General features: G+C 46.0%; 22 protein-coding genes and 1 tRNA gene. 12 read left to right on the top strand and 11 right to left on the bottom strand.

What is annotated here, in order from left to right; translation table 11 throughout:
* Positions 1–57: 57 nt before the first annotated feature.
* Positions 58–142 (bottom strand) — tRNA-Ser (locus tag D082_RS04860).
* Positions 121–387, bottom strand: a complete 267-nt coding sequence (locus D082_RS17605) for a hypothetical protein (RefSeq protein ID WP_071880775.1) — start codon at positions 385–387, stop codon at positions 121–123. The genes D082_RS04860 and D082_RS17605 overlap by 22 nt, the downstream gene beginning before the upstream one ends.
* Between D082_RS17605 and guaA the strand changes: the two genes are divergently transcribed.
* The gene (guaA, locus tag D082_RS04855; protein ID WP_028949204.1) at positions 368–1,996 is read left to right on the top strand and encodes a glutamine-hydrolyzing GMP synthase; all 1,629 of its coding nucleotides are present in this window, start codon (positions 368–370) and stop codon (positions 1,994–1,996) included. The genes D082_RS17605 and guaA overlap by 20 nt on opposite strands.
* Before the next feature lie 98 nt (positions 1,997–2,094).
* Positions 2,095–3,363 carry a DNA cytosine methyltransferase gene (locus tag D082_RS04850; RefSeq protein ID WP_028949205.1) on the top strand — a complete coding sequence of 423 codons (1,269 nt, stop codon included), beginning with the start codon at positions 2,095–2,097 and terminating at the stop codon, positions 3,361–3,363.
* Positions 3,364–3,408: 45 nt separating this feature from the next.
* On the opposite strand, the gene D082_RS19395 is transcribed toward D082_RS04850, so the two are convergent.
* Together D082_RS19395 and D082_RS04845 are read right to left on the bottom strand one after the other, a co-directional pair.
* Positions 3,409–3,627, bottom strand: a complete 219-nt coding sequence (locus D082_RS19395; RefSeq protein ID WP_369796143.1) for a transposase — start codon at positions 3,625–3,627, stop codon at positions 3,409–3,411.
* 390 nt (positions 3,628–4,017) lie between these two features.
* A complete protein-coding gene (locus D082_RS04845; protein ID WP_028949206.1) occupies positions 4,018–4,449 on the bottom strand; it encodes a hypothetical protein in 432 nt (143 codons plus the stop codon).
* A gap of 429 nt (positions 4,450–4,878) precedes the next feature.
* Between D082_RS04845 and D082_RS04840 the strand changes: the two genes are divergently transcribed.
* A complete protein-coding gene (locus D082_RS04840) occupies positions 4,879–6,360 on the top strand; it encodes a WD40 repeat domain-containing protein (RefSeq protein WP_028949207.1) in 1,482 nt (493 codons plus the stop codon).
* A 243-nt stretch (positions 6,361–6,603) separates the two neighbouring features.
* Here the strand turns inward: D082_RS04840 and D082_RS04835 are convergent, their stop codons facing one another.
* On the bottom strand, positions 6,604–7,032 hold the full coding sequence (locus D082_RS04835; protein ID WP_028949208.1) for a M48 family metallopeptidase: 429 nt from the start codon (positions 7,030–7,032) through the stop codon (positions 6,604–6,606).
* Between the two features lie 226 nt (positions 7,033–7,258).
* Between D082_RS04835 and glpX the strand changes: the two genes are divergently transcribed.
* Positions 7,259–8,296 carry a class II fructose-bisphosphatase gene (glpX, locus tag D082_RS04830; protein ID WP_028949209.1) on the top strand — a complete coding sequence of 346 codons (1,038 nt, stop codon included), beginning with the start codon at positions 7,259–7,261 and terminating at the stop codon, positions 8,294–8,296.
* A 163-nt stretch (positions 8,297–8,459) separates the two neighbouring features.
* On the opposite strand, the gene leuC is transcribed toward glpX, so the two are convergent.
* Positions 8,460–9,866 (bottom strand): 3-isopropylmalate dehydratase large subunit, encoded by a 1,407-nt coding sequence (gene leuC / locus D082_RS04825; protein WP_028949210.1) that lies wholly within the window; start codon positions 9,864–9,866, stop codon positions 8,460–8,462.
* Positions 9,867–10,200: 334 nt separating this feature from the next.
* Between leuC and D082_RS04815 the strand changes: the two genes are divergently transcribed.
* Both D082_RS04815 and stpA read left to right on the top strand, forming a co-directional pair.
* A complete protein-coding gene (locus tag D082_RS04815; RefSeq protein ID WP_028949212.1) occupies positions 10,201–11,469 on the top strand; it encodes an EAL domain-containing protein in 1,269 nt (422 codons plus the stop codon).
* A gap of 34 nt (positions 11,470–11,503) precedes the next feature.
* Positions 11,504–12,787, top strand: a complete 1,284-nt coding sequence (gene stpA / locus D082_RS04810) for a glucosylglycerol 3-phosphatase (protein WP_028949213.1) — start codon at positions 11,504–11,506, stop codon at positions 12,785–12,787.
* A 65-nt stretch (positions 12,788–12,852) separates the two neighbouring features.
* Here the strand turns inward: stpA and D082_RS04805 are convergent, their stop codons facing one another.
* Both D082_RS04805 and D082_RS04800 read right to left on the bottom strand, forming a co-directional pair.
* Positions 12,853–14,067 carry a family 10 glycosylhydrolase gene (locus tag D082_RS04805; RefSeq protein ID WP_028949214.1) on the bottom strand — a complete coding sequence of 405 codons (1,215 nt, stop codon included), beginning with the start codon at positions 14,065–14,067 and terminating at the stop codon, positions 12,853–12,855.
* Between the two features lie 17 nt (positions 14,068–14,084).
* Positions 14,085–15,674: a glycoside hydrolase family 57 protein gene (locus tag D082_RS04800; protein ID WP_028949215.1), complete on the bottom strand. Its 1,590-nt coding sequence runs from the start codon at positions 15,672–15,674 to the stop codon at positions 14,085–14,087.
* A 157-nt stretch (positions 15,675–15,831) separates the two neighbouring features.
* Here D082_RS04800 and D082_RS04795 point away from each other — a divergent pair, with 157 nt between their 5' ends.
* From D082_RS04795 to bchN, 4 genes are all read left to right on the top strand, one after another.
* The gene (locus D082_RS04795) at positions 15,832–16,527 is read left to right on the top strand and encodes a hypothetical protein (protein WP_028949216.1); all 696 of its coding nucleotides are present in this window, start codon (positions 15,832–15,834) and stop codon (positions 16,525–16,527) included.
* A gap of 534 nt (positions 16,528–17,061) precedes the next feature.
* Positions 17,062–17,922: a ferredoxin:protochlorophyllide reductase (ATP-dependent) iron-sulfur ATP-binding protein gene (gene bchL, locus D082_RS04790; RefSeq protein ID WP_028949217.1), complete on the top strand. Its 861-nt coding sequence runs from the start codon at positions 17,062–17,064 to the stop codon at positions 17,920–17,922.
* Positions 17,923–18,054: 132 nt separating this feature from the next.
* Positions 18,055–18,444: an endonuclease domain-containing protein gene (locus D082_RS04785; RefSeq protein ID WP_038530247.1), complete on the top strand. Its 390-nt coding sequence runs from the start codon at positions 18,055–18,057 to the stop codon at positions 18,442–18,444.
* 38 nt (positions 18,445–18,482) lie between these two features.
* Positions 18,483–19,892: a ferredoxin:protochlorophyllide reductase (ATP-dependent) subunit N gene (bchN, locus tag D082_RS04780; RefSeq protein WP_028949219.1), complete on the top strand. Its 1,410-nt coding sequence runs from the start codon at positions 18,483–18,485 to the stop codon at positions 19,890–19,892.
* A gap of 138 nt (positions 19,893–20,030) precedes the next feature.
* Here the strand turns inward: bchN and D082_RS04775 are convergent, their stop codons facing one another.
* Entirely contained in the window at positions 20,031–20,486 is a 456-nt protein-coding gene (locus tag D082_RS04775; RefSeq protein ID WP_028949220.1) for a DUF4278 domain-containing protein, read from the bottom strand.
* A gap of 328 nt (positions 20,487–20,814) precedes the next feature.
* The gene (locus D082_RS18255; protein ID WP_238546843.1) at positions 20,815–20,985 is read right to left on the bottom strand and encodes a hypothetical protein; all 171 of its coding nucleotides are present in this window, start codon (positions 20,983–20,985) and stop codon (positions 20,815–20,817) included.
* A 69-nt stretch (positions 20,986–21,054) separates the two neighbouring features.
* On the opposite strand from D082_RS18255, the gene D082_RS04770 reads away from it, so the two are divergent.
* The gene (locus D082_RS04770; RefSeq protein WP_238546842.1) at positions 21,055–21,327 is read left to right on the top strand and encodes a hypothetical protein; all 273 of its coding nucleotides are present in this window, start codon (positions 21,055–21,057) and stop codon (positions 21,325–21,327) included.
* 198 nt (positions 21,328–21,525) lie between these two features.
* Positions 21,526–22,341 (top strand): abortive infection family protein, encoded by an 816-nt coding sequence (locus D082_RS04765; RefSeq protein WP_238546841.1) that lies wholly within the window; start codon positions 21,526–21,528, stop codon positions 22,339–22,341.
* A gap of 137 nt (positions 22,342–22,478) precedes the next feature.
* Here D082_RS04765 and D082_RS04760 read toward each other — a convergent pair whose 3' ends face one another.
* Positions 22,479–23,210, bottom strand: coding sequence for a class I SAM-dependent methyltransferase (locus tag D082_RS04760; protein ID WP_028949223.1), 732 nt, complete (start codon positions 23,208–23,210; stop codon positions 22,479–22,481).
* Positions 23,211–23,250 lie beyond the last annotated feature (40 nt).

Raw genomic sequence — 23,250 nt, 5'->3', positions numbered from 1 at the left:
CCAAACTGCCACCAATCCATCGAACCTACATGAATGGGTTAAGGATTATTTTAGCTACGGAGAGGGGGGGATTCGAACCCCCGTTGAGTTGCCCCAAAACAGATTTCGAGTCTGCCGCATTCAACCGCTCTGCCACCTCTCCAGGGAATCTTCGCGAAGAATTTCTGCAATTTTCCGCCCCCATCTTAGCGCAGATTTGCCGTGGGTCATTCTGGGCTCCAGGTATTGGGTTAGAATACTGGGATTGTTGACGACCATGGCCTTGCCGTCAGTTAGACCCCGAAACGACACCACGAATCTAGTCTCTCTGAGGTTTGCCTGGGGATTCGCCCTCACCTCCAGTATAAATTCCTGACTGCCGATCGCCGTGACTACCCAAATCCCCATTCCTCCCGTTGTAAACGACCATTCTGTGCCAGACAGCATATCCGATCGCCTCAAGGGGCAGATCATTGTTATTTTAGATTTTGGTTCCCAATATTCAGAACTGATTGCCCGACGCATCCGGGAAACTGAAGTTTATTCCGAAGTTTTGTCCTACCGCACCACAGCGGAGCAGTTACGGGAGATTAAGCCCAAAGGCATCATTCTTTCCGGCGGTCCCAGTTCCGTGTACGACCAGGGAGCACCCCAATGTGACCCGGAAATTTTCCAGTTGGGGGTTCCTGTGTTGGGGGTCTGCTACGGCATGCAACTGATGGTTAAACAATTGGGCGGCCGGGTGGAGCGGGCCAAGCGGGGGGAATATGGCAAAGCAAGCTTGCACATTGACGACCCTACTGATTTGCTCACCAATGTAGAAAACGACAGTACCATGTGGATGAGCCACGGAGATTCCTGTGTGGATCTGCCGACCGGCTTTGAAATTCTAGCCCACACGGACAATACTCCCTGTGCGGCGATCGCCGATCATCAAAAGGCTTTGTTTGGGGTGCAGTTTCACCCGGAAGTGGTGCATTCTGTGGGGGGCATTGCCCTCATTCGTAACTTTGTTTACCACATTTGCCATTGTGAACCCACTTGGACCACCGCCGCTTTCATTGAAGAATCCATACGGGAAGTGCGGGCCCAAGTAGGCGATCGCCGAGTACTGCTGGCCCTATCCGGTGGGGTAGATTCCTCCACTTTAGCTTTTCTGCTCCATCGGGCGATCGGGGATAACCTCACCTGCATGTTCATTGACCAAGGCTTCATGCGTAAAGGGGAGCCGGAAAGGTTAGTGGAACTATTTGATCACCAATTCCACATTCCCGTTCAATACGTCAACGCCCGTGATCGTTTCCTCAAGCAACTGGAAGGGGTGACCGATCCCGAAGAAAAGCGTCGGCTGATTGGCCACGAATTCATCCAGGTTTTTGAAGAAGAATCTAACCGCCTTGGGCCCTTTGATTACCTAGCCCAGGGGACCCTTTATCCCGACGTAATTGAGTCGGCTGACAGCAATGTGGACCCCAAAACCGGCGAACGGGTGGCGGTGAAAATTAAAAGTCACCACAATGTTGGGGGCTTACCCAAAAATCTCCGCTTTAAGCTGGTGGAACCCCTCCGCAAACTATTCAAAGACGAAGTACGAAAATTAGGAAGATCCATTGGACTGCCAGAGGAAATTGTCCGTCGTCATCCTTTCCCTGGTCCAGGCCTAGCCATTCGCATCATTGGCGAAGTCACCTCAGAGCGGCTCAATATTTTGCGGGATGCGGACTTCATTGTGCGGGACGAAATTTCCAAACGGGGTATTTACCATGATTATTGGCAGGCCTTTGCTGTACTGTTACCCATCCGGAGTGTGGGGGTAATGGGCGACAAACGCACCTATGCCCATCCAGTTGTCCTACGCTTCATCACCAGTGAGGATGGCATGACCGCCGATTGGGCTCGGGTTCCCTACGATATTCTCGAAGCTATTTCCAACCGCATTGTCAACGAAGTCAAAGGAGTTAACCGGGTGGTTTATGACATTACTTCTAAGCCCCCTGGCACCATTGAATGGGAATGATGACAACAATGGGGAAGATGTAAGTAAATTCCCCAATTTTAAGCAACGAATTTAAGCAACGCAGTCAAATTTAGGCATTAGCAGAAAACCGAAAAACCATGGCCAGACCCATTGCCATCGACTTGTTTGCGGGCTGTGGCGGCATGTCCTTGGGTTTAGAAGCCGCTGGATTTGATATTGTCGCCGCGGTGGAATTTGATGCCGTACATTGTTTGGTGCATCATCACAATTTCCCCTATGGTGTTACTATTTGTCGGGATATTGCTCTGGTAACTGCGGGCGAAATTCTGAGAAAGTTAAATAATAAAGGTTACTCAAATGACATAGATCTGATTGCCGGAGGCCCTCCCTGCCAAGGATTTTCCCTCATGGGTAAAAGGCAGTTGGATGACCCTCGTAACTCGTTGGTGTTTGAATATGTGAGAATGATTCGGGATATCAAACCCAAATATTTTTTATTTGAAAATGTTCCGGGCATCCAATCGGGGAAACATAAAAAATTTTTAGAAGAGTTGATTAGCGAATTTGAAACCATTGGCTACCATATAGAAAAACCAATTTTAGTAATGGACGCATCCCTTTACGGTGCTCCCCAAAAACGAAAAAGGTTAATCATTCTCGGCTCCAGAAAAGATGTCAAGCCTGTCACTTATCCCCTTCCATTTCATTTTGACCTTGCTGAATTAAAACAAAATAATTGTTCTGGAAAATTAATTTCTAACATAGCTTGTAAACCTCTATTTACCTGTGGGGAAGCCATTGATGATCTAATTAAACATACACCCTATTTAGTAGGAGAAGATCTGGGTATTTCGGCAGATTTATTAGACTATTCAGCCCTCAGAAAAAGCTATGCCATCAACGCAAACGGAGCATTTTCCCTCTGCCATAAGCGTCGAGTCAATAATTTAGTTTATGGCCATATTGGTTCTCAACATACTGAAAAATCAATAAAAAGATTTGCCGATACTATCCCTGGCACGGTAGAAAAAACCAGTCGGTTTTTACGTTTATCAAAAACTGGTTTATGTAATACCTTAAGGGCCGGCACTGCTAGTGATAAGGGTGCTTACACTGCTCCCAGGCCAATACACTACGCTTTACCTAGATGTATTACTATTAGAGAAGCCGCAAGACTCCATACCTATCCGGATTGGTTCCAGTTCCACAACACCATCTGGCACGGCTTTCGGGAAATCGGTAACTCCGTTGTGCCTTTGCTGGCCAAGGCTTTGGGAGAAGAGATTAGGGCAGCATTGAATTGTTCCGTTGAGGATTTACCTGTTTATAACCTGGATCGCCAAGACCGTGCATTACTACACTACAATCTACCCCAGGCTAGCCGGTATCTGTCGGTAGAACGGTGAACAATATTATCAAGAATTAGATTGATATAGCAAAGATCGAGATAGTTAGGATGGCTTTCTCAAGCCTATATTTAATGTAAAAGAAATAAGCGACTCTCCATTGCTAATCCACCGAGAAACATAACACTTTAGCTTTATCCAAAACTTCTCAATTTTGTTCAAGTCTGGTGAATATGGTGGCGAGAATATAACCTCACACCCGACTTTTGCTATAGCAAAGATTGTGTAAGTTAGGACAGCATCGGGAGAAAGGCTACAGGCCACCAAGGCAGAGCAAATAAAGGGCAATAGGAGTCTTAACAAGATTTTAATCAGCAAGTTTTCATCAAATGTCAACTTCTGCCATCACTGCATCAATTTATATTCAATCAAAGTAAAATTTAGACGGCTAAGGTCTTTACCAAAAACGCTTTTAGCTCCGGTCACTGTCTTACTTTCAATTAAGTCAACTATACACTCCCTTCTGGGAAGGAGATAAATTTTCGGCTATTGAAGGAAGTGATATTCTCCCCATCATTACTCAAAGGAAACAAGATGATTCATTTTTCAAAATTCCCCATTGCCAACCGATGTCCCATTGCCCAGCAAACTTTGTCAGTTAATTAGAGCAAAACACCAATAAAAACCATTGCGTTAAAAAATTGACGATAATTATCAATTTGTAGATGTGAATAAATAGATGCCAATGGTTAAGCCAACAATAATCATGAAAACTATCAAAGCTGAGCTAAAAATCATGAAGCTTCTATCAAATTCAATAAAATCAAACAACATTTTACTTAGCTTGGGGTCGTTAAACTCATCTATGCCCTTGGAAAGTTTAATCAATGGTGTTAAGCGCTTATAGCCTTTGGAATAGCCTATGCCTGCCACGTCTGGTCTGTGGCGTATTTGTTCATAGGTGTCTGGGTAATGTCTTTTGATATATGTTATTAGCTGATTATACTTTTGTAGATATTTATAGTTTAAAATTGCAACAACAGAGGAACATGCCAGTAAGTAAAAAAATATTCCGACTGGTATATTTAGTTGTCCAATCTGAATTTTTTGACTAAAAAGAAAAGGAATTTGATTGGGTAACAACATTTAACTTAAGTTTCCAAAAACTCTAAAGTAAAGATTTACTAAAATATTTATGTTGCTTTAGTGGTTGATGATAAACTGCTTTGCTTAAATATAGAAGACAGGCAATTACTATTCTACTAATCCAAGTTGATTGTATTGGTATTGTAGTCAACCTTGCCAGGGATGTATAAATAATAGTCAACCCATAGCCGAGGAATTCAGAGAAAATGAACAATCTATCCGGTTCCCCTGGGTTTGGGGAAAAGTTGTCAGAGTCTATTGATAAAGCCTTTCCAACGCCTGGTTGGGAGAAAAAACAGATAAAATCTCATTGATGTTGCTTTAACTTCAGTTGGTCGATATTAGTTAGGAAAAAATTTAAAGATTTGTAAACAAAATTTTAAGCTTAGTTGACCTTTTTTCTTTGTAATCCCCATCTGGCCAAAACTGATGAGCTATTTAAACCTAGACACATTCATAACATTGGTTTTGCCTAAACTTTTACGCATGACCCTGGTTAGCTTTGTAATCGCCAGTGTTGTGGGGGTAGTGGTGGGCTGGATCGCCACTCTAATTTGGCGAGGAAAAAATTTATCGGATTTGTCAGATTCCCCTAATCCCAGGGCATGGTTAATCAAACCGGCCATATTCGGTTCCTTCATTGGCATGGTACTCATCGGCCTGTTGCCCATCGAAGCCAATCAAGCTTCCCTTGTTGGTGGGCCCTACGGAGGACTCTGGTTTTTGATGATGTTTGTGTTTTTGGCTCCCCTCGGTTCTATTACTGGGGCTATTATCGGTGCAACCCTTGCAACTAAGCAGTCTTCCCAAATTAGGCGGCAAAGGTTAATTGGTATTATCTTGCTGCTAACCTACTTTTTTGCAACTGTTATCCTTTACGTTGGCCTGGCTCCCCCGGCACTGGTCATGGACAAACCGACCGGGAGTGATCCTTTTCCAGTGGTGGCTGAATTGAAGGGTTATGAAAGTGGGCCTAAAGACCTTGCCCTCAGTGATAGTGGTCAACAGCTGGCGGTGGTGACGGTGAGATATGGGGAAGATAAGGTTGAAATTTGGGATTTACCCCGTGGAAAAGTTTTATATTCCTTTCGGACAAAACCCAACGGCCCTGTAACCCTAAAAGATATTCTTTCATCCTTAGAATTTAGTGAAGATGGCCAACAGTTAATCACTGCGGCGGTTCGACAGGTGCAAGTGCGGAATTTGGCCAACGGTGGAGTGCAAATGCGCTTAGACGGAGGGGAAGTGGCCTATCCGATCGCCGATAATAAGCTGGTAACTCTGGCATCGGTGGATGCCTGGGCCAATGAGCCAGAACCCCATAACCTCAAGGTTTGGGATTTAGACACTGGGAAATTATTACAAACCATTGATGCTGACCTTGCCCCTACGGAACGATTAAGTGTACCCATTGCGGTTAGCCCCGATGGTCGTTTACTGGCTTTTCCCCCTGGACTTTACGGCGATCGCATTGAAATCTGGGATATGGGCGACCAGAAACAAATTGCGGCCCTGACCAGTAACCAGCCGGCGGGGGTTTTATCCCTGGCATTTTCCCCCGATGGAGAACAATTGGCCGTTGCTCTGGGTCAAGGTTCACCCCTTTCCATTTGGGATTGGCGATCGCCAAAGGAAATTAAGAGCATTGCCAAGGCTGACCGGGCTGAAGTTTTGTATTGGACGGAACAGGGAATTTTTGTGGGTAGCGATGGTGCTTTCCAGGTGTGGGATCCACAAACGGGGGAGGCTCGGCAAAAGCTGGACTTACAACCACCAGAGGAAAGGGCAAAGAGCGATCTCAGGTTTCCCCTTGGCCCCTCGGCCCTCAGCGCTGACCGTACAACCCTGACGGTTTATATTCCCCGACAAGGTATTCGAGTCTGGCGGGTAGATAAACAAACAGGTTCTTGACTCCTGCAGATGCAAATCATTTATGGGTGAAGACCATAGTTGATTTAATTGAAAGTTAACACACTGACCAGAGCTAAAAGCCTCTTTGGTAAAGACCTTAGCCATCTCGATCTTACTTTGACTGACTATAACTTTCAGTCCATGGGAGTATTTTGGCCAAGGCGGTAGGAGCGCTCTGGGCTTAGCTACTGCCGGAGCTTTAATGAGTGAATGAAAACCGACCCAACGGACTTGGAGGTCAGGCTATTCAGTCAGCCATTTCTTAATTTTTTCAATGTCCCGCCAATCCGGTTTCCGCTGAAGTCCATCCTCAAGACTTTCCATTACCCCATCGGCAATTTCTTTGTCAAAGGACATCATTTGGGCGGCTAATTCCACTTGCTCTCTTACTCCTGTCCGCTTGTTGGCTAGCATGGCCAGGGCATAATTAATTCTGGCTTGGGGATGGTAGCCGTCAATTTTAATAGACCTTTGGGCCGCTTTAAACGCCAAACTGGGCTTATCATCCAGGAGATATAACCAAGCCAAACAAGCCCAGACCGTTGCATTTTTGGGGGCACCTTCGGCAATTTCTTTGAACACCGGAATTAGGGTTTCGGGCTCCTCCCCTTCGTTATATCTGGCGATCGCCTGGTTGAAAGCATCTTCCTGGGAAAGTACGGACTCAGTCATGGCAAATTACGCTTGAGCTAGAGAAAATTGAGCAGTTACATTGTGCTCAACATTTAATGTTAGAGGATTAGTTCCCCAGGCCATAGCCGATTAAACCGCCACCATCGATTTAGGGGGTCTCCTCAAGTCGATGCTGTACGCTGATCCCCCCCTCTGATAGACTTTTGACTAATAACCTATATCACAAGCTAGGGAAACCTAATCAGCAGTTGGGAGGATTTAATTAGTGGATAGCACCCTCGGTTTAGAAATTATCGAAGTTGTAGAACAAGCGGCGATCGCCTCGGCAAAATGGATGGGCAAAGGTGAAAAGAACACCGCCGACCAAGTGGCTGTGGAAGCCATGCGGGAACGGATGAACAGAATCCATATGCGGGGCCGGATTGTCATTGGCGAGGGGGAACGGGACGATGCTCCCATGCTCTACATCGGTGAAGAAGTAGGCATTTGCACCAGGGAAGATGCTAAGTCCTTCTGCAATCCCGACGAATTAGTGGAAATTGACATTGCCGTTGATCCTTGTGAAGGCACCAACCTAGTGGCCTATGGCCAGAACGGTTCCATGGCCGTGTTGGCCATTTCCGAAAAAGGTGGTTTGTTTGCCGCCCCCGACTTTTACATGAAAAAACTGGCAGCTCCCCCGGCAGCCAAAGGCCATGTGGACATCGACAAATCCGCCACCGAAAACCTGAAAATCCTTTCCGACTGCCTCAACCGTAGCATCGAGGAATTAGTGGTGGTGGTCATGGACCGTCCTCGCCATAAAGAGTTGATCCAAGAAATCCGCAATGCCGGAGCCCGGGTACGTCTAATCAGTGATGGAGACGTCTCCGCCGCCATTTCCTGTGCTTTCTCCGGTACAAACATCCATGCTCTGATGGGCATCGGGGCCGCCCCTGAAGGGGTAATTTCCGCCGCCGCCATGCGTTGCCTTGGTGGCCACTTCCAAGGACAGTTAATTTATGATCCCGAAGTGGTTAAAACCGGCCTAATCGGTGAGAGTCGGGAAGGGAACCTAGAGCGTTTAGCTTCCATGGGCATCAAAAATCCCGACCAGGTTTACAACTGCGAAGAATTGGCCTGTGGCGAAACCGTTCTGTTTGCCGCCTGTGGCATCACCCCTGGCACCTTGATGGAAGGAGTACGGTTCTTCCATGGTGGTGTGCGGACCCAGAGCTTGGTAATTTCTAGCCAGTCCAGCACCGCCCGCTTTGTGGACACCGTTCACATGACCGAACAACCCAAAGTGATCCAACTGCATTAATTCCCTAAATCTCCCCAGTCACTGGATGAGCTAGGGGCGTAAATGGGTAAATTAGGTCTTTTTAGTCCCCTGAGGCTCACATCTTGGGGGACTTGTTTTTTCCCTTGCTGTTTTAGCTGGAACTGAATCCTGAGTTCGGCAATAACCCGGCAGAAAGCAGAAATTAGTGCACTAATTCCCGCACATCGGCCACTTGACCTTTAATAGCCGCCGCCGCCACCATGGCTGGACTCATCAGTAATGTGCGACCAGAAGCGGAGCCCTGACGACCTTTAAAATTACGGTTAGAAGAAGAAGCGCTGAGTTGATCCCCTTGGAGCTTATCGGGGTTCATGGCCAAGCACATGGAACAGCCTGCTTCCCGCCATTCAAAACCTGCCGCTTCAAAGATTCGGTCTAGCCCCGCCGCTTCCGCCTGTTGTTTCACCCGTTCTGAACCCGGTACGACAAAAGCTTTCACCCCTTCTGCCACATGGTTTCCCTTGGCTACTTTGGCCGCTTCTTCCAGATCGCTTAAACGGCCGTTGGTGCAACTACCAATGAAACAAACATCAACTTTTGTCCCCTTCAGCGGTTGCCCCGGCTGAAACTGCATATATTTATAGGCTTCCTGGGCGATTGCCTGGTCGTCGGGATCAAGACTGTCTAGGGTCGGTACCGGTTCACTGATGCCAATGCCCTGGCCGGGGGTAATGCCCCAGGTGACAGTGGGTTCAATGTCTTCAGCCCGGAAGGTAACCACATCGTCGTACACCGCATCCTCGTCGCTGGCAATACTGCGCCACCACTGTACTGCTTTGTCCCAATCCTCTCCCTTGGGGGCAAAATCCCGTCCCTGGAGATAGTCAAAAGTTACTTGGTCGGGGTTAATGTACCCACAGCGGGCCCCCCCTTCGATGGACATATTGCAAACGGTCATGCGCTCTTCCATATCCATGGCAGCAAAGGTGGACCCTGCATACTCATAGGCGTAGCCCACGCCCCCCTTCACCCCTAGCTTACGGATGATGTGGAGAATGACGTCCTTGGCGTATACCCCTGGGGGCAACTCACCATTAACTTCAATTTTGCGAACTTTTAACTTATTTAAACTCAAACTCTGGGCCGCCAGCACATCCCGCACCTGGGAAGTACCAATGCCAAAGGCGATCGCCCCGAAAGCTCCGTGGGTGGAAGTGTGGGAATCACCGCAGGCAATGGTCATGCCGGGTTGGGTGAGGCCTTGCTCTGGAGCAATGACATGGACAATACCCTGATTACCGGAACCAATATGGTGGAAACGAATACTGTGAGCGGTGGTATTTTCTTCCAGTGCCTGGATCATTTCTTCAGCGAGGGAATCGGTGAAAGGCCGCTGCTGATTTTCTGTGGGGACAATGTGATCGACGGTGGCTACTGTTCGTTCTGGATACATCACCCGCAGGCCCCGCTCCTTCAGCATGGCAAACGCCTGGGGACTAGTGACTTCATGGATCAGATGCAAACCGATGAAGAGTTGGGTTTGACCCGATGGCAAAACGGTGATGGTGTGGAGATCCCAAACTTTATCGAATAAGGTTCTTGCGCTCATAGGTGGAAGTCTAGACAGGGCGATCGCCCACAGAGGACGAAAAAATTGGTGATGGTTGTAACTGCCACTATCTTAGCTTGACCTGAGGGTCGTTAAAATGGAACCTAAAATTTACCGAAAGTATTGGCTGAGGGAGGAATTAGGTTTTAAAACTTGGGCTGGTGGGACCCCTGGGTGCTCCGATAATCAACAATTTTCCAAAATTTGGTCTAAATTAATTGCTCCATCGAAAAAAATCTGGGTTCCATGGAGTAAACTGCCGGTGGATGGTGCTAAGAGCATCAAGGAACCCTCGTTTACCCTACCCTGACAGGGATTTGATGGATTAACATACATGAGCACCATTTTAATCGTTGAAGATGAGGCCATTATCCGGGAGTTGATTGGGGAAACCCTCAGCTTGGAAAACTACGATGTTTTAGAAGCTGAAAACGGTGTCATGGCCCTGGGTTTGCTCGACTCTTTGCCGGTGATGCCCGACCTAATCATCTGTGACATCATGATGCCGGAAATGGACGGCCATGGCCTAATTGAAGCTCTACAGCACAATCCTAAAACAGCGGCCATTCCCTTCATTTTCCTGACGGCCCTAGGGACGATGCAGGATTTTCGTAAAGGGATGAATTCCGGCGCAGATGATTATTTGATTAAACCTTTCAAGCAAGAGGATTTATTAACCGCGGTTAATAGTCGTTTACAAAAAAAAGCTAAACTGTCGGCTTTTTACCAATCGGAAACCCCTGGTTTGTCCACTGAGAGGCGTCGCCGTTCCCACCGTTCTGGCACCCCCACCCTGACCCCGGAGGAAGGGGAAATTTGGCGGGAGTTGGAAGAGGGTTTAAACGCAGGTCAAGTTTACCTCTACTATCAACCGAAGGTGGCTATCCACAATCACTGTTTGGTGGGTTGTGAAGCCCTGATTCGTTGGCACCATCCCCGTAAGGGTTTTGTTTCACCGGGAATTTTTATTCCCATTGCCGAGAAAACTGGTTTTATCAGCGTGGTGGGGCAATGGGTGATTGAGGCCGCCCTGAACCAATGTCAGCAATGGCAATGTCTGGGGCTGAATCCGATCCAGGTGGCCATCAACATTTCCGCTGATCAATTCCATGGAGAAGATCTCATTGGCATTCTGAGGGCTGGCGTCCGCAAGTATCATATTGACCCCCAACAGTTGGAAGTGGAGTTAACAGAAACTCTCTTGGTCAAAAATGTGCAGGATTCCATTGAACAGCTCAACGTTCTCCGGGCTGAAGGTTTTAGCGTGGCGATCGACGACTTTGGCACAGGTTATTCTTCCCTTAGTTATCTACAACAATTTCCCTTTGATGTGCTCAAAATAGATCAAAGTTTTGTCCGGCATATTGACCAAAATGCTAAAAATAAAACTATTACCGCCTCAATTATTAACCTGGCCCATGAACTGGATTTGCGGGTAGTGGCTGAAGGGGTGGAAACTTGGGCAGAATACGATACCATTGCGGACATGAGCTGCGACGAGTTGCAAGGTTATCTTTTTAGTCGCCCTCTGCCGGTGGCGGATTTCACAGAGTTGTTGAGCCGGGGCACTGATAGCCCTATTTTGCCCCTACGCCACCCTTAGCTAATCAAGACGCGAAAAATCCCTCAGATTGATAATGGTATTACACCAAAAACATCTCTCCCTCGACCATGGAGCTTTTTGTCACACCCTAGCCCAAACTGAAAATTTACTCATCGTCCAAGACCTGGACGGGGTTTGCATGGAGCTAGTGCAAGATCCCCTCAACCGTCGCCTTGATGCTGATTATGTGCGGGCCACTAGGCTTTTTGCTGGACATTTTTATGTGTTGACCAATGGGGAGCACGTGGGGAAAAGGGGAGTTCAGGGCATTGTGGAACGGGCCTTTGGAGATGTTTCCTTTGTCCAACGGGAAGGTTTATATTTGCCGGGTTTGGCGGCCGGGGGAGTGCAGTGGCAGGATCGCCATGGCAATGTAGGTCATCCCGGAGTGGGGCCAGTGGAGTTGGAGTTTTTAGCGGCGGTGCCTAAGAAAATCACCAATTGTTTAAAAACCTTCTTTGGCGATCGCCTCCATCCTTTGTCCCCAGAACAACTGCAAATGGGCATAGAAGCTTCGGTTTTAGATAATGTGGCTTCCCCCACGGCTAATTTGAATACCTTGGCTAATTTATTGCAGGATGTTCCACACGTTTACCGAGATTTGCAGGCAACCATTGCTCAGTTATTAGATGAGTTAATAACTGAGGCAGAGCAACAGGGTTTGGCAAACAGTTTTTTTATCCACTATGCCCCCAATTTGGGTCGGGATGAAAATGGTAAGGAAATTGTTCGTTGGGCCAAAGTTGGGGATTCCGGCACCACCGACTTCCAATTTATGTTGCGGGGGGGGGTCAAAGAGGCAGGGGTTTTGGCTCTGCTCAATCGTTATTACCACAGTCGGACAGGGGAATATCCTTTGGGGGAAAGTTTTAGTGCTCGGCAAGCCCCACCATCCCATCAGGACCTGTTGCATCTGGTGAAAACGAAATTTGATCCGGACTTGATGCCCCTGATCATTGGGGTAGGGGATACGGTCACCAGCCAGGTGGATGAAGCCACGGGAGAAATTCGACGCGGCGGGAGCGATCGCCAATTTTTGCAATTAATTCAAGATTTGGGGGATTTGGGAAATCACGGCAACTTAGTGGTGTATGTGGACAGTTCCCGAGGGGAAGTGAAAAACCGCCAACCTCTACAACTGGAAACCGTTGCGGGACAAACCCAAGTGGTGGCCGGCCCAGGGGATATGCGAGATACGGAAGAACCATTGAAGATCAATGTGGCCTTTCCCGGTGGCTATGAACAGTATGTAACGGTGTTTAAACAGGCGGCCCAACGTCGGCGAGCTTATTTTTACCGGTTGCAGAACTCTTACTGATCCACAACTGAGGTAAAGTCCATCGTTTTGCAGAGTCTATCAATTTATTTGGACTTTAGTGCTGTTTATGGGTGGTTTAACCCTCGGTAAAATCTTTGCCACTGTTGTCGTAAACCAAAGGGATTGGGGTTAGCTTCTGCTTCCAGATTCCATAAACTTTCATAGAAAAAGAAGGCGGTGCCACCAAAACCATCTCCATCAACCCATTCGACCTGTTGCTTAATTCTTTGGAGGGGAATGGGACGATTCTTTAGGCCACTGAGGACACCCACCACCACAGGAATTTCCGTTTTAGTTTGTTGTACCAAAGGCTGTTGCAATTCCCCAATAAAAGAGGCTTGTTTTTCCCGGTAAACTTGCAGAACCAGCTCATCTACTACCCCCCCTTGATGCCAGGTTTGCCAATCTAATAAAAAGCAATTTTTCGAAAAGGTTTGGGGATTGGGGGAAATGGAAACGATTAAATCCGGTTTTACTGCTTTTAAAATAGGCACCAAACTCTGTACGTAACGGCTAATTTTAGCCGATCGCCAATCGGTCCATTGCTGCCACGCCGGGTCGGAGCTAACGCAGTTTTGATTGAGGTTTAACTCAGGGGTAGGGGGAGGTTCATTGCCAGTTTCCTGGCGGTATAACTCAACGGTGATGGGGTCATAACCAAAATTGTAGGGATAACCAAAATGATCATCCAATTGAATACCATCCACATCATAGCGACGGACTAAATCCACTAACAAAGCAGTAATTAATTGTTGCACTTCCGGATGGAGAGGATTTAACCACACCCTGGGAATAACGCCCCCTTCGAGCCAAATAGTTTCCCCCTGGGCATTGGTGGTCAACCAGTGGGGATGGTTTTTGATCCACTCCCTCTCCGCTGGAGCCATAAAGCCAAATTCAAACCAGGGAATAACCCGAAAAGACTGTTCCTTGCCTAGGTTAATTGCCTCCGCTAACATGTCCCGATCGCCAAGTTTTGGATCCTGGGTTTGCCCTAACCATTCTTGAGCCACGGCACTGGGATAAAGGGTATGGCCATCGTTCCACACCGTCGGGTAAAGGGTATTGAAATTAGTGCTTTTCAAGTCGGCGATCGCCGTTCTTAGCTCGGCCGGATCATAGAGTACGTTACTATCAACATTGGTTAGCCAAACTCCCCGAATTTTGTTGGGGGAAGCCAGGGAACTTTTCTCCAGCCAAGTCACACCGGCCACTATGGTAAATGTTGCTAAAAACAGACCTAAACCCACCAGTAATTTACGTAAATAAAACTTAAACATGGGGGCTTTTAGAAAGTCTAAATGGGGCGATAAACCCGATAATCAATACTAGGGAAAATATTATCCATCACCTCGACTTTTTCTAACCAACCGGAATCCACTTTATTAGCCCGAATATCATCAAATAACTTATCAAAGCGCAATAGATGGGAGCGGGTACGACGCACCGCATAGGGCACCATGGTTCCCGTCCGCATAATAAACGCCCAGTCGGAGGATTGGGCCAGCAATAATTCCCGGGCCGCTTGGTTTAAGGCCCGTTCTTCCAACTGATCCACCGCTTCTCGATGGCTTAATTCAATCATGCGCTCAGCCGCTTTGTGCAAATGGGGATAAATCCAAGCATTGGTTTCATTGAGCCAGTATTCATGGAAACCTTTATAACCCCAACTGGATTGGGAAGGACGGCATACCTGTTGGGTGGAATTGCCCCGGAGATAGTCCGCTAAATGGGTCATTTCAAAGGTGTCTTGGTCAAACCAGGATTTACGGAATAGGTAGTCGATAAACCACGGGCCTTCATACCACCAATGGCCAAATAGTTCTGCGTCGTAGGGGGACACCACTAGGGGCGGACGACCCATGATGCCCGATAGGTGACCTACCTGTTGCTGGCGATTGTACATGAAATTCGAGGCGTGTTCAGCAGCCTTTTCTTTAGCCCAGTAAGGATCGTACCAAGCCTTTTCCGATAACCCCCCATCCCGACTGGTGATTTTGTGATATTTAATGCCAATATTTTTCCGCTGACCGTTGGGCATAATATAGGGCTTGATGTACTCATACTCCGCTTCCCAGCCCAAATCTTTATAAAATTCCCGATAAACCGGATCGCCGGGATAGCCCACTTGGGAAGACCACACCTGTTGGGAAGACTCGTGATCCCGGCCAAAGGCGGCTACTCCAGTTTCTGTGAAAATCGGAGCATAGGTGCCAAATCTGGGTCGGGGACGGGCGTATAAAATGCCATGGCCATCCACCAGAAAATACCGCAGACCGGCATCGGCCAGCATCCTTTCTACCCCTTCGTAATAGGCACACTCCGGCAACCAAATGCCCTTTGGCGATCGCCCGAAATTTTCTTCGTAATGTTCACAGGCGACTTTAATTTGAGCCCACACCGCTTGGGGATACATTTTCATCAAAGGAAAATATCCGTGGGTGGCACCACAGGTAATAATTTCTAAATTATTACTATCTTGAAATTGTTTAAAAGCAGTTACTAAATCGCCATCGTAACGCTCCCAAGTTTCTCGGATAGCGGCAAATTCTTTGGCGTAAAAATCAGCTAAATATTGTAGATGGCCATTGTGTTCGTTGCGGACGATTTCCTTTTCTAATAATTCCTGCAACAAAGATAAATGGGCTTCGTAACGTTGTTGCAACAGGGGATCCCGGAGCATGGAAACCAACGGCGGCGTCATGCTCATGGTAATTTTAAAATCTACCCCATCCCGCTTTAAACCCTCAAATACATGGATAAGGGGAACATAAGTTTCTGTGATGGCTTCGTATAACCATTCCTCCTCCAAAACGTAATCGCTTTCTGGGTGCCGAACGAAGGGAAGATGGGCGTGGAGGACAAGGGCAACATAGCCAAGAGCCATAGGAGTTACGCACCTGATGCGGGATAGTACAAAGTTAGCGGCTAACTTGTAGCCAATCTTATCAAAATATGGCCACGGGAAAATTTTGCTTTGCAGGGCGGGGATCATTTAGCCAAGCTCGATATAATACACCCCATAGCCCATCGCCGTTAATGCCATGCTCGTTCCCCTAACCAGAGAAACGTTTGATCAAGTGGTGCCACTCATCGCCACCGGGGCACAATATTCCTTCGCCTGGGGTAAGGTCTACAATCTCTTGGCCCGGTTATTGATCTCCCTATTAATCGTAGTTTCCATCTGGATTGTGGGCCTAATTTTTGGCCATGGAGCCCAGGGGGTGGAATTGGTTTGTTTCATCATCGGCGGCATGTATTGGCTCTGGTGCCCAGTGTATGTGGCCAGTGTGCGAAATAATCAGTACCGTCGTTTTCCCTATGTGGGTTTTTGGCGGGGGGAAGTGCTGGATATTTTTATTACCGAAGAGGTTATTAATGAAACCCAGCAGGCGGATCAGTTTGGTCGCTTAGTGGTGGTGGAAAATATTGAGCGGCGCATTAACCTTGAAGTAGGCGATCGCCAGGGATTCCGGGCGGTGGTGCAGGCTCCGGTACAAAAGACGTATAAAGCAATTCGTGCGGGCATGGTGGCGGAAATGTTGTTGTTCTCCAAAAATGCGGAGTTGGAACGGGTGGATAAACTCAGCGATCTCCATTTGCCGGAGTTGGATCTCTGGGTGGGGGATTATCCGGTGGTGCGTCGAGATATTTTCCGGGATATTAGTGATCAATTTGGTGCCCCCGGACCCCGTCGCCGTCGGCCTCAATCATTGGGAACTTATGGCCGAATTCGTTAAGTTTGATTGCGGTATTGGGCTGATTTGAGTACTTTTGGCAAAAATTCACATTTATTAATCTTTCTCTGCTTTTTTCCCGGCCCAGGGGCCCAAATTTTTCTGGGGATCAATGGGACAAGTTGGAGTTTAGATAGTTCATTTTGGTGGAAACTTCCCTGAGTTAATCTCTAAACACTCTATCCTTAAGGAGTATAACTCAAGTTTGATTAAGTACAGTTAACGCAAGGGGGGTCTAGAGTTGATCGGCGATCGCCGTGGGTATAGTTACTCAAAAGCAATATTTTATTTTTGTCTTACTTTAATAAAAATATAAACACAAAATTTCAAAATAGTCGTTTTTATAGATTTAAAGACTTAAACGAATGTTTTAATGTGATTTAAATTATAAATGAACTTTTTTAAGCTGAATTTCTGCCCTGATCTATTTCACCAAGACCTTAAACCTCGCTAATAATGCGATCAGCCCAGCGGAGAATGAAACTTCCTGAGCATCATCCCAGACCTAGCATTTTTTTAGGAGCAACTCCCTTGACACTGACACTTGCGGTATATGGAAAAGGCGGAATCGGTAAATCCACCACCAGTTGCAACATCTCTACAGCGTTAGCCAAACGGGGTAAAAAAGTTCTCCAAATTGGTTGTGATCCCAAACATGACAGCACCTTTACCCTCACCGGTTTCTTGATTCCCACCATCATTGACACGTTGCAAGAAAAAGATTTTCACTACGAAGACATCTGGCCCGAGGATGTAATTTACAAAGGTTATGCTGGGGTTGATTGTGTAGAGGCCGGTGGACCCCCCGCTGGAGCTGGTTGTGGCGGTTATGTGGTGGGGGAAACAGTGAAATTGCTGAAGGAACTCAACGCCTTTGACGAGTACGACGTGATTCTGTTTGACGTGCTAGGGGACGTAGTTTGTGGTGGTTTTGCCGCCCCGTTAAACTATGCCGACTATTGTTTGATTGTTACAGACAACGGTTTTGATGCTCTGTTTGCTGCCAACCGAATCGCTGCTTCCGTGCGGGAAAAAGCTCGTACCCATAGCCTCCGCCTGGCTGGTTTAATTGGCAATCGCACTTCCAAACGGGACTTAATTGATAAATATCTGGAAGCCGTTCCCATGCCAGTGTTGGAAATTTTGCCCTTAATTGAAGACATTCGGGTTTCCCGAGTCAAAGGCAAAACCTTATTTGAAATGGCCGAGTCCGACCCTTCCCTGGAATACGTTTGTGAATATTATTTGAATATTGCGGATCAACTTTTGGCCCAACCGGAAGGAGTAGTGCCCAAGGATGCCCAGGATCGGGATTTGTTTAGCCTACTCTCTGATTTCTACCTCAATCCTACCCAGCCCGCTAGCCAAACCAAAGAATTAGACTTGATGATGGTTTAGGCCTGCCCCCCTAAATCTGATCCGTCGATTGATAACTAAGCCCCCTAAATCCCCCAAAATTGGGGGACTTGGTAACCCTAAATTTTCAAAGAGTTGCCGACAGTATTTTAGACAAGCTTGAATTCATTTCTGATGAAAGATTCCCATAGGATTCGTGGAACAACTAAAGAAATTGAGCAAGCAGCTCGTACTTTGAGAAAAGGAGCAACACAGGCTGAGAAAATTTTGTGGCATTCATTACGAAATCGCCAAATTTTAGGCTTTAAGTTTCGTCGGCAACATCCTATTGGTAATTTCATTGTTGACTTTTATTGTCCACAACTAAAATTAGTAATAGAGGTGGATGGAAGTATTCATCATAGCCGACAGGAGTATGACCAATATCGATCTGGAAAACTCAAAGAATTTGGTCATTATGTTTTACGATTTACCAACGATCAAGTTATTGATGATTTACCAAAAGTTTTAGAAAAAATTACTCAGACAACACAAACTCTATTCCCCCCAGTATTGGGGGGTTAGGGGGGCAAGATAAAAATTATCCTAGGAGAACCTAAACTATGACTGTTGCTCAACAAGCCCCTTCCGCCCTTAACTTTGACTGTGAAACTGGCAATTATCACACCTTTTGCCCCATCAGTTGCGTATCTTGGCTCTACCAAAAAATTGAAGATAGTTTTTTCTTGGTTATTGGCACCAAAACCTGTGGTTATTTTCTGCAAAATGCCATGGGGGTAATGATTTTTGCGGAACCCCGCTACGCCATGGCGGAATTAGAAGAAGGGGATATTTCTGCCCAGCTAAAGGACTATGAAGAACTGAAACGACTTTGCTTACAAATTAAACGAGATCGTAACCCCAGTGTAATTGTCTGGATTGGCACTTGCACCACCGAAATCATCAAAATGGACCTTGAAGGCTTAGCGCCCCAACTGGAAGCAGAAATTGGCATTCCCATTGTTACCGCCCGAGCCAATGGCTTAGATTATGCCTTTACCCAAGGGGAAGATACGGTGCTAGCTTCCATGGCCCATAAATGCCCCACCTCAGCCCAGGTGCAAGGGGAAGACAAGGAAGAACGCAATGCCATTCAGAAATTATTAACCTTTGGCCGCAAGGTTGATACGGAAAAAGTTGAATCGGAATATGTGGATCATCAACCATTAGTTTTATTTGGTTCCCTGCCAGATCCAGTGGTAACTAATTTAACTTTAGAGCTCAAGAAACAGGGAGTTAAAGTATCCGGTTGGTTGCCTGCAAAACGCTATACTGAACTGCCAGTAATTGACGAAGGTTATTATGTATCTGGGGTTAACCCTTTCCTAAGCCGTACCGCCACCACTTTAATGCGTCGCCGTAAATGTAAATTAATTGGTGCACCATTTCCCATTGGTCCCGATGGTACCAGGGCTTGGATTGAAAAAATTTGTTCTGTCTTGGGTATTGAACCCCAGGGATTAGCAGAACGGGAAGCCCAAATTTGGGAAAGTTTGGAGGACTATATTAAGTTAATTCGGGGTAAATCAGTATTTTTCATGGGGGACAATTTACTGGAAGTTTCCCTAGCCCGTTTTCTAATTCGTTGTGGTATGACTTGTCCTGAAATTGGCATTCCCTATATGGATAAACGTTATCAAGCGGCGGAATTAGCTTTGCTGGAAAAAACCTGTGCTGACATGGGGGTTCCCTTACCAAATATTGTTGAAAAGCCGGATAATTACAATCAAATTCAACGGATTAAAGCCCTACAACCGGATTTGGTCATCACTGGCATGGCCCACGCTAATCCTTTGGAAGCCCAGGGTATTAATACTAAATGGTCAGTGGAGTTTACCTTTGCCCAAATCCATGGTTTTACCAATGCTCGGGATATTTTGGAATTAGCCACCCGTCCTCTGCGTCGTAACTCCCAATTAGGGGAATTAGGTTGGGATAAGTTAATTAGCAAGGATGTCCCTGTACAGGTTTAACGGACTTAACTATTAATCGCACTGAGCACACCTCCCAAGCCATTATCAATAGGGAGGTAAGCATCTTCCACTCCCCCGAAATTGTCAGAGTGTTTGGGGGAGAATTTGACCAGCAGCATTTAATCATTAATAATTCGGTCAATCTTGGTCTTCTGCTTTGGTTTTTATATTAATGCCTCGATATTTAATTACCTTGCCCTTGGGATCATTATCGCTTCGGGTGTACGCTCCAGAGGATTCGTAATCAATGCCTCGGTAGCACTTCGTAACTTTCTTGGTTTCTTCTATGGAAACAGCTGATTTTGGAGATTCATAGGTAACTCCACGGTAATGAAGTGTGGCATCTTTATCTTCGTTAGTTTGAGCAACTTGAAAATTATTTTTATTGTCAAATTTTTGCCACAATGGCCCAGCTAAAACAACTATTAAGATTAGCAAAACAACTTGTATTTCCCACGGGGCCAATAGTAAGCTCACCAGTAGATTAACAATGGCAAAAACCACTGCTAGATGGGCAATGTCGTGCTGAGAACCCCAGGCCTTATAGCCCACCATTAAACCAATGGTGAGGGGGAGCAAAAATGTAAATTCCATAGTTTTAGTGGTTTAACTTTGCCGTTTTCTATGCTTGCGATTTGCTTCTTTCTATATTTTGCCCATCCTCATTTGCCAGTTATGTATTTTGCAATACTTTTTCCTGTAGTGGTGACAGACTCCTACTTACCCAAATTTAAACCTTTTACCTGGAGAAGTTCATCGGGTTGGGGAAATTTTAGCTGTATTTGAAGCAACGATCGCCTCTGGATGGAGAGTGGTTAAAGCTCCCATGGCACTGGGATAGGTTACAGCCTGACGACGGGGCACATCCCACACCACCGATCACCACTTGAAATATTTCCTTGATCCTATTCTGTCAGGGCGATTATACGTTCCGCGCGGTCCGGCTGTCGGGATAGGCCAGGGCAATGGTGCTCTTCACCAAATATTGGGCGGAGTTAAATAGTGATTTAGGAATGGCGGCCTCTGGATGCCGCAGTGTCGGCAAAGTCCCCGCTGAAGTATTCCCCAAACCCAGCAAAATGGCGATCGCCATGATTTCACGTATTACATGGAAATTTTCCTGCGATTACCCTATTTGAACAGGTTAAATGTCCTTAAACCAATGTTGGCAGCGATTCTAAGGAAATATGCTTACGTTCTGGCAACTATGCTAGGCTTTAAAGTAGGTGTTCAGTATAATTCTATGACTGCCTTAGCTCAAGAAATTCTTAATAACTTTGACAAGTTACCCAATATAGAACAAAGAAAGATAGCATTGGAAATCTTCAGGCGAATAGCTCATTTTGATTCTCTACCCTTGACAGACGAAGATTTAAGCTTAAATGCTGAGGAGTTATTCTTGGCCTTAGACCAGCAAGAATCAGATTATGACTAGTCCTATTCAAAGAATCATAAACCAATACCTGTTTCACTGGCGATCGCCATAATTTCAAGCATTACATAAAGTTTTTCTGCAATCACTCAATTTGAAACATCACATGGAAAGTTTTTGTATAATCAATAGAGATAAAATGTTACGTGGTTAATGGTTAAGGCTGTTGTTTGGGGTTATCTATAGACTTTTGGTGTTAACTTGACTGTTGTTGGACAACTTGGGTTAGCACATTTTAGAATTCAGCTTTTGGAAACGATGACAATACTTTTGGGAAAATTAGACAAAGTACGACAACTACAAGATATATTAATTGCTCGCGCCACAGATAGTAATGCCAGTGAGGAAAAGTACAGTGAACTCCGTTTAAAATTATTAAGAGATCCCACTGTCAGAGATCGTCTTCCTCAATTTGTGAAGACTTACGATGAACTCTCAAAATTTTGGGGTTTCATTAAAGGAAGCTTTGATACCTACCAAGAACGAAGGATGTTCATATGGGAAAAATTTAGTTCATTAATTAATTTTTTAGAGCAAAATGTTATTGAAGCTCATCCAGCAGATGACGACATTTCTGCGATTCTTGTCGATTTCGATATTGAACACGTTCACATTGCTTGGCAAAAAGCTCTTGAGCGGCGTAGTGAAGATCCAGAAGCAGCAATTACTATGGCACGCACATTAATTGAATCAGTCTGCAAACATATTTTGGATGAAGCAGGTATTGCTCACAGCTATAAAGATGATTTGCCTAAACTTTATAAAGAAACTGCTAAACAACTTAATATGGCTCCTGAACAGCATCAAGAAAAGATCTTTAAGCAAATTCTTGGTGGTTGTGAGTCAGTAATTCAAGGGCTTGGTACTTTACGAAATAGGCTAAGCGATGCTCATGGTAGAGGCAAAAAAGCTGTCAAACCCTCTCCTCGGCACGCTACACTTGCCGTTAATTTAGCCGGTTCAATGGCAGCATTTTTGGTTGCAACTTGGGAGGAGCGATCTGTGAAAGCGACCTAAAAATATGGCTGGAGTAAACTGCCGATAGATCTTGCCGCCGCTCACTCAGAACTCAACCTTGGCTGACCTTGTGGATTGAGCTGCGTATTATCTCCCAATGACTATAGCAATGATTAATTACCGATCGCCTTATCCGATTATTTTCCTTTAATGGCACCAAAGGCGGCGAAACAGGAATTTTTGTGCAGTACTTCAACGGATTGAAAGCCAACCTGCCGCATAAGTTCAAGCTGAAAGGTTAGAGGACGGGGGGAATCTTCCTTGTCAATGTATTCAAATACTTTTTCCCGATATTCTGCTCCTTTTAAATCTTCAAGATAGGAGCCATACCTTTGCCACATCAAGGCATCAACGGCAGCGGATTCTTGGATTACTAAATCTGTGATCCAAAAACTACCTCCGGGACGCAACAATCCGTAAATTTTCTTGAAGGCGTTCTCCCAGTCGGCATTATCCCGTAAATGATGGAGCACTGCGGCGGCGATAATAACATCGTAACTGGATTCTTCAAATTGAATACTTCGGAAATCTCCCTCAAAAAGACGTATTTCATCGTTTGTTTCCTGAGAAAGACGCTGTTTTGCCCGTTCCAGCATGGGTTGACTAACGTCACAAAGATCACAGGCAAAATTTCCCTTATATTCCCTAACCAGGCGGATTGTGTTATTTCCCGCTCCACACCCTATGTCCAAGATGCGCTCAATCTTTGGTGTGGCGGCAATGGCGGCCTGGGTTATTAGCTCCATGGATAGGGGAGCGTCAATGGTGGTGACTTGTCCTGTTTCAAGATTGGAGAATCTTTCCACATCTGCATCGAACCGTGCTCGAATTTCTTCGATGGAAGATTTTTCTGTTAAGGATTTGGCCATGATTTCTTTTTTGGAGAGCGGTGAAGTTGTATAAAAAACT

Source organism: Synechocystis sp. PCC 6714 (assembly GCF_000478825.2).
Taxonomy (GTDB): Bacteria; Cyanobacteriota; Cyanobacteriia; order Cyanobacteriales; family Microcystaceae; genus Synechocystis.
The sequence above is the reverse complement of the archived record's forward strand: the minus strand, read 5'-3'. Positions and strand labels throughout refer to the sequence as shown.

What these genes read in the sequence shown, in the direction of transcription:
- D082_RS18255 (WP_238546843.1), bottom strand. Translation starts at nt 20,985, where the DNA reads ATGGCGATCGCCATTTTGCTGGGTTTGGGGAATACTTCAGCGGGGACT.
- D082_RS04785 (WP_038530247.1), top strand. Translation starts at nt 18,055, where the DNA reads ATGAAAGATTCCCATAGGATTCGTGGAACAACTAAAGAAATTGAGCAA.
- D082_RS17605 (WP_071880775.1), bottom strand. Translation starts at nt 387, where the DNA reads ATGGGGATTTGGGTAGTCACGGCGATCGGCAGTCAGGAATTTATACTG.
- D082_RS04800 (WP_028949215.1), bottom strand. Translation starts at nt 15,674, where the DNA reads ATGGCTCTTGGCTATGTTGCCCTTGTCCTCCACGCCCATCTTCCCTTC.
- bchN (WP_028949219.1), top strand. Translation starts at nt 18,483, where the DNA reads ATGACTGTTGCTCAACAAGCCCCTTCCGCCCTTAACTTTGACTGTGAA.
- D082_RS04815 (WP_028949212.1), top strand. Translation starts at nt 10,201, where the DNA reads ATGAGCACCATTTTAATCGTTGAAGATGAGGCCATTATCCGGGAGTTG.
- D082_RS04845 (WP_028949206.1), bottom strand. Translation starts at nt 4,449, where the DNA reads ATGTTGTTACCCAATCAAATTCCTTTTCTTTTTAGTCAAAAAATTCAG.
- D082_RS04760 (WP_028949223.1), bottom strand. Translation starts at nt 23,210, where the DNA reads ATGGCCAAATCCTTAACAGAAAAATCTTCCATCGAAGAAATTCGAGCA.
- D082_RS04770 (WP_238546842.1), top strand. Translation starts at nt 21,055, where the DNA reads ATGTTGGCAGCGATTCTAAGGAAATATGCTTACGTTCTGGCAACTATG.
- D082_RS04795 (WP_028949216.1), top strand. Translation starts at nt 15,832, where the DNA reads ATGCTCGTTCCCCTAACCAGAGAAACGTTTGATCAAGTGGTGCCACTC.
- D082_RS04775 (WP_028949220.1), bottom strand. Translation starts at nt 20,486, where the DNA reads ATGGAATTTACATTTTTGCTCCCCCTCACCATTGGTTTAATGGTGGGC.
- D082_RS04805 (WP_028949214.1), bottom strand. Translation starts at nt 14,067, where the DNA reads ATGTTTAAGTTTTATTTACGTAAATTACTGGTGGGTTTAGGTCTGTTT.
- D082_RS04840 (WP_028949207.1), top strand. Translation starts at nt 4,879, where the DNA reads ATGAGCTATTTAAACCTAGACACATTCATAACATTGGTTTTGCCTAAA.
- D082_RS04835 (WP_028949208.1), bottom strand. Translation starts at nt 7,032, where the DNA reads ATGACTGAGTCCGTACTTTCCCAGGAAGATGCTTTCAACCAGGCGATC.
- D082_RS04850 (WP_028949205.1), top strand. Translation starts at nt 2,095, where the DNA reads ATGGCCAGACCCATTGCCATCGACTTGTTTGCGGGCTGTGGCGGCATG.
- leuC (WP_028949210.1), bottom strand. Translation starts at nt 9,866, where the DNA reads ATGAGCGCAAGAACCTTATTCGATAAAGTTTGGGATCTCCACACCATC.
- stpA (WP_028949213.1), top strand. Translation starts at nt 11,504, where the DNA reads ATGGTATTACACCAAAAACATCTCTCCCTCGACCATGGAGCTTTTTGT.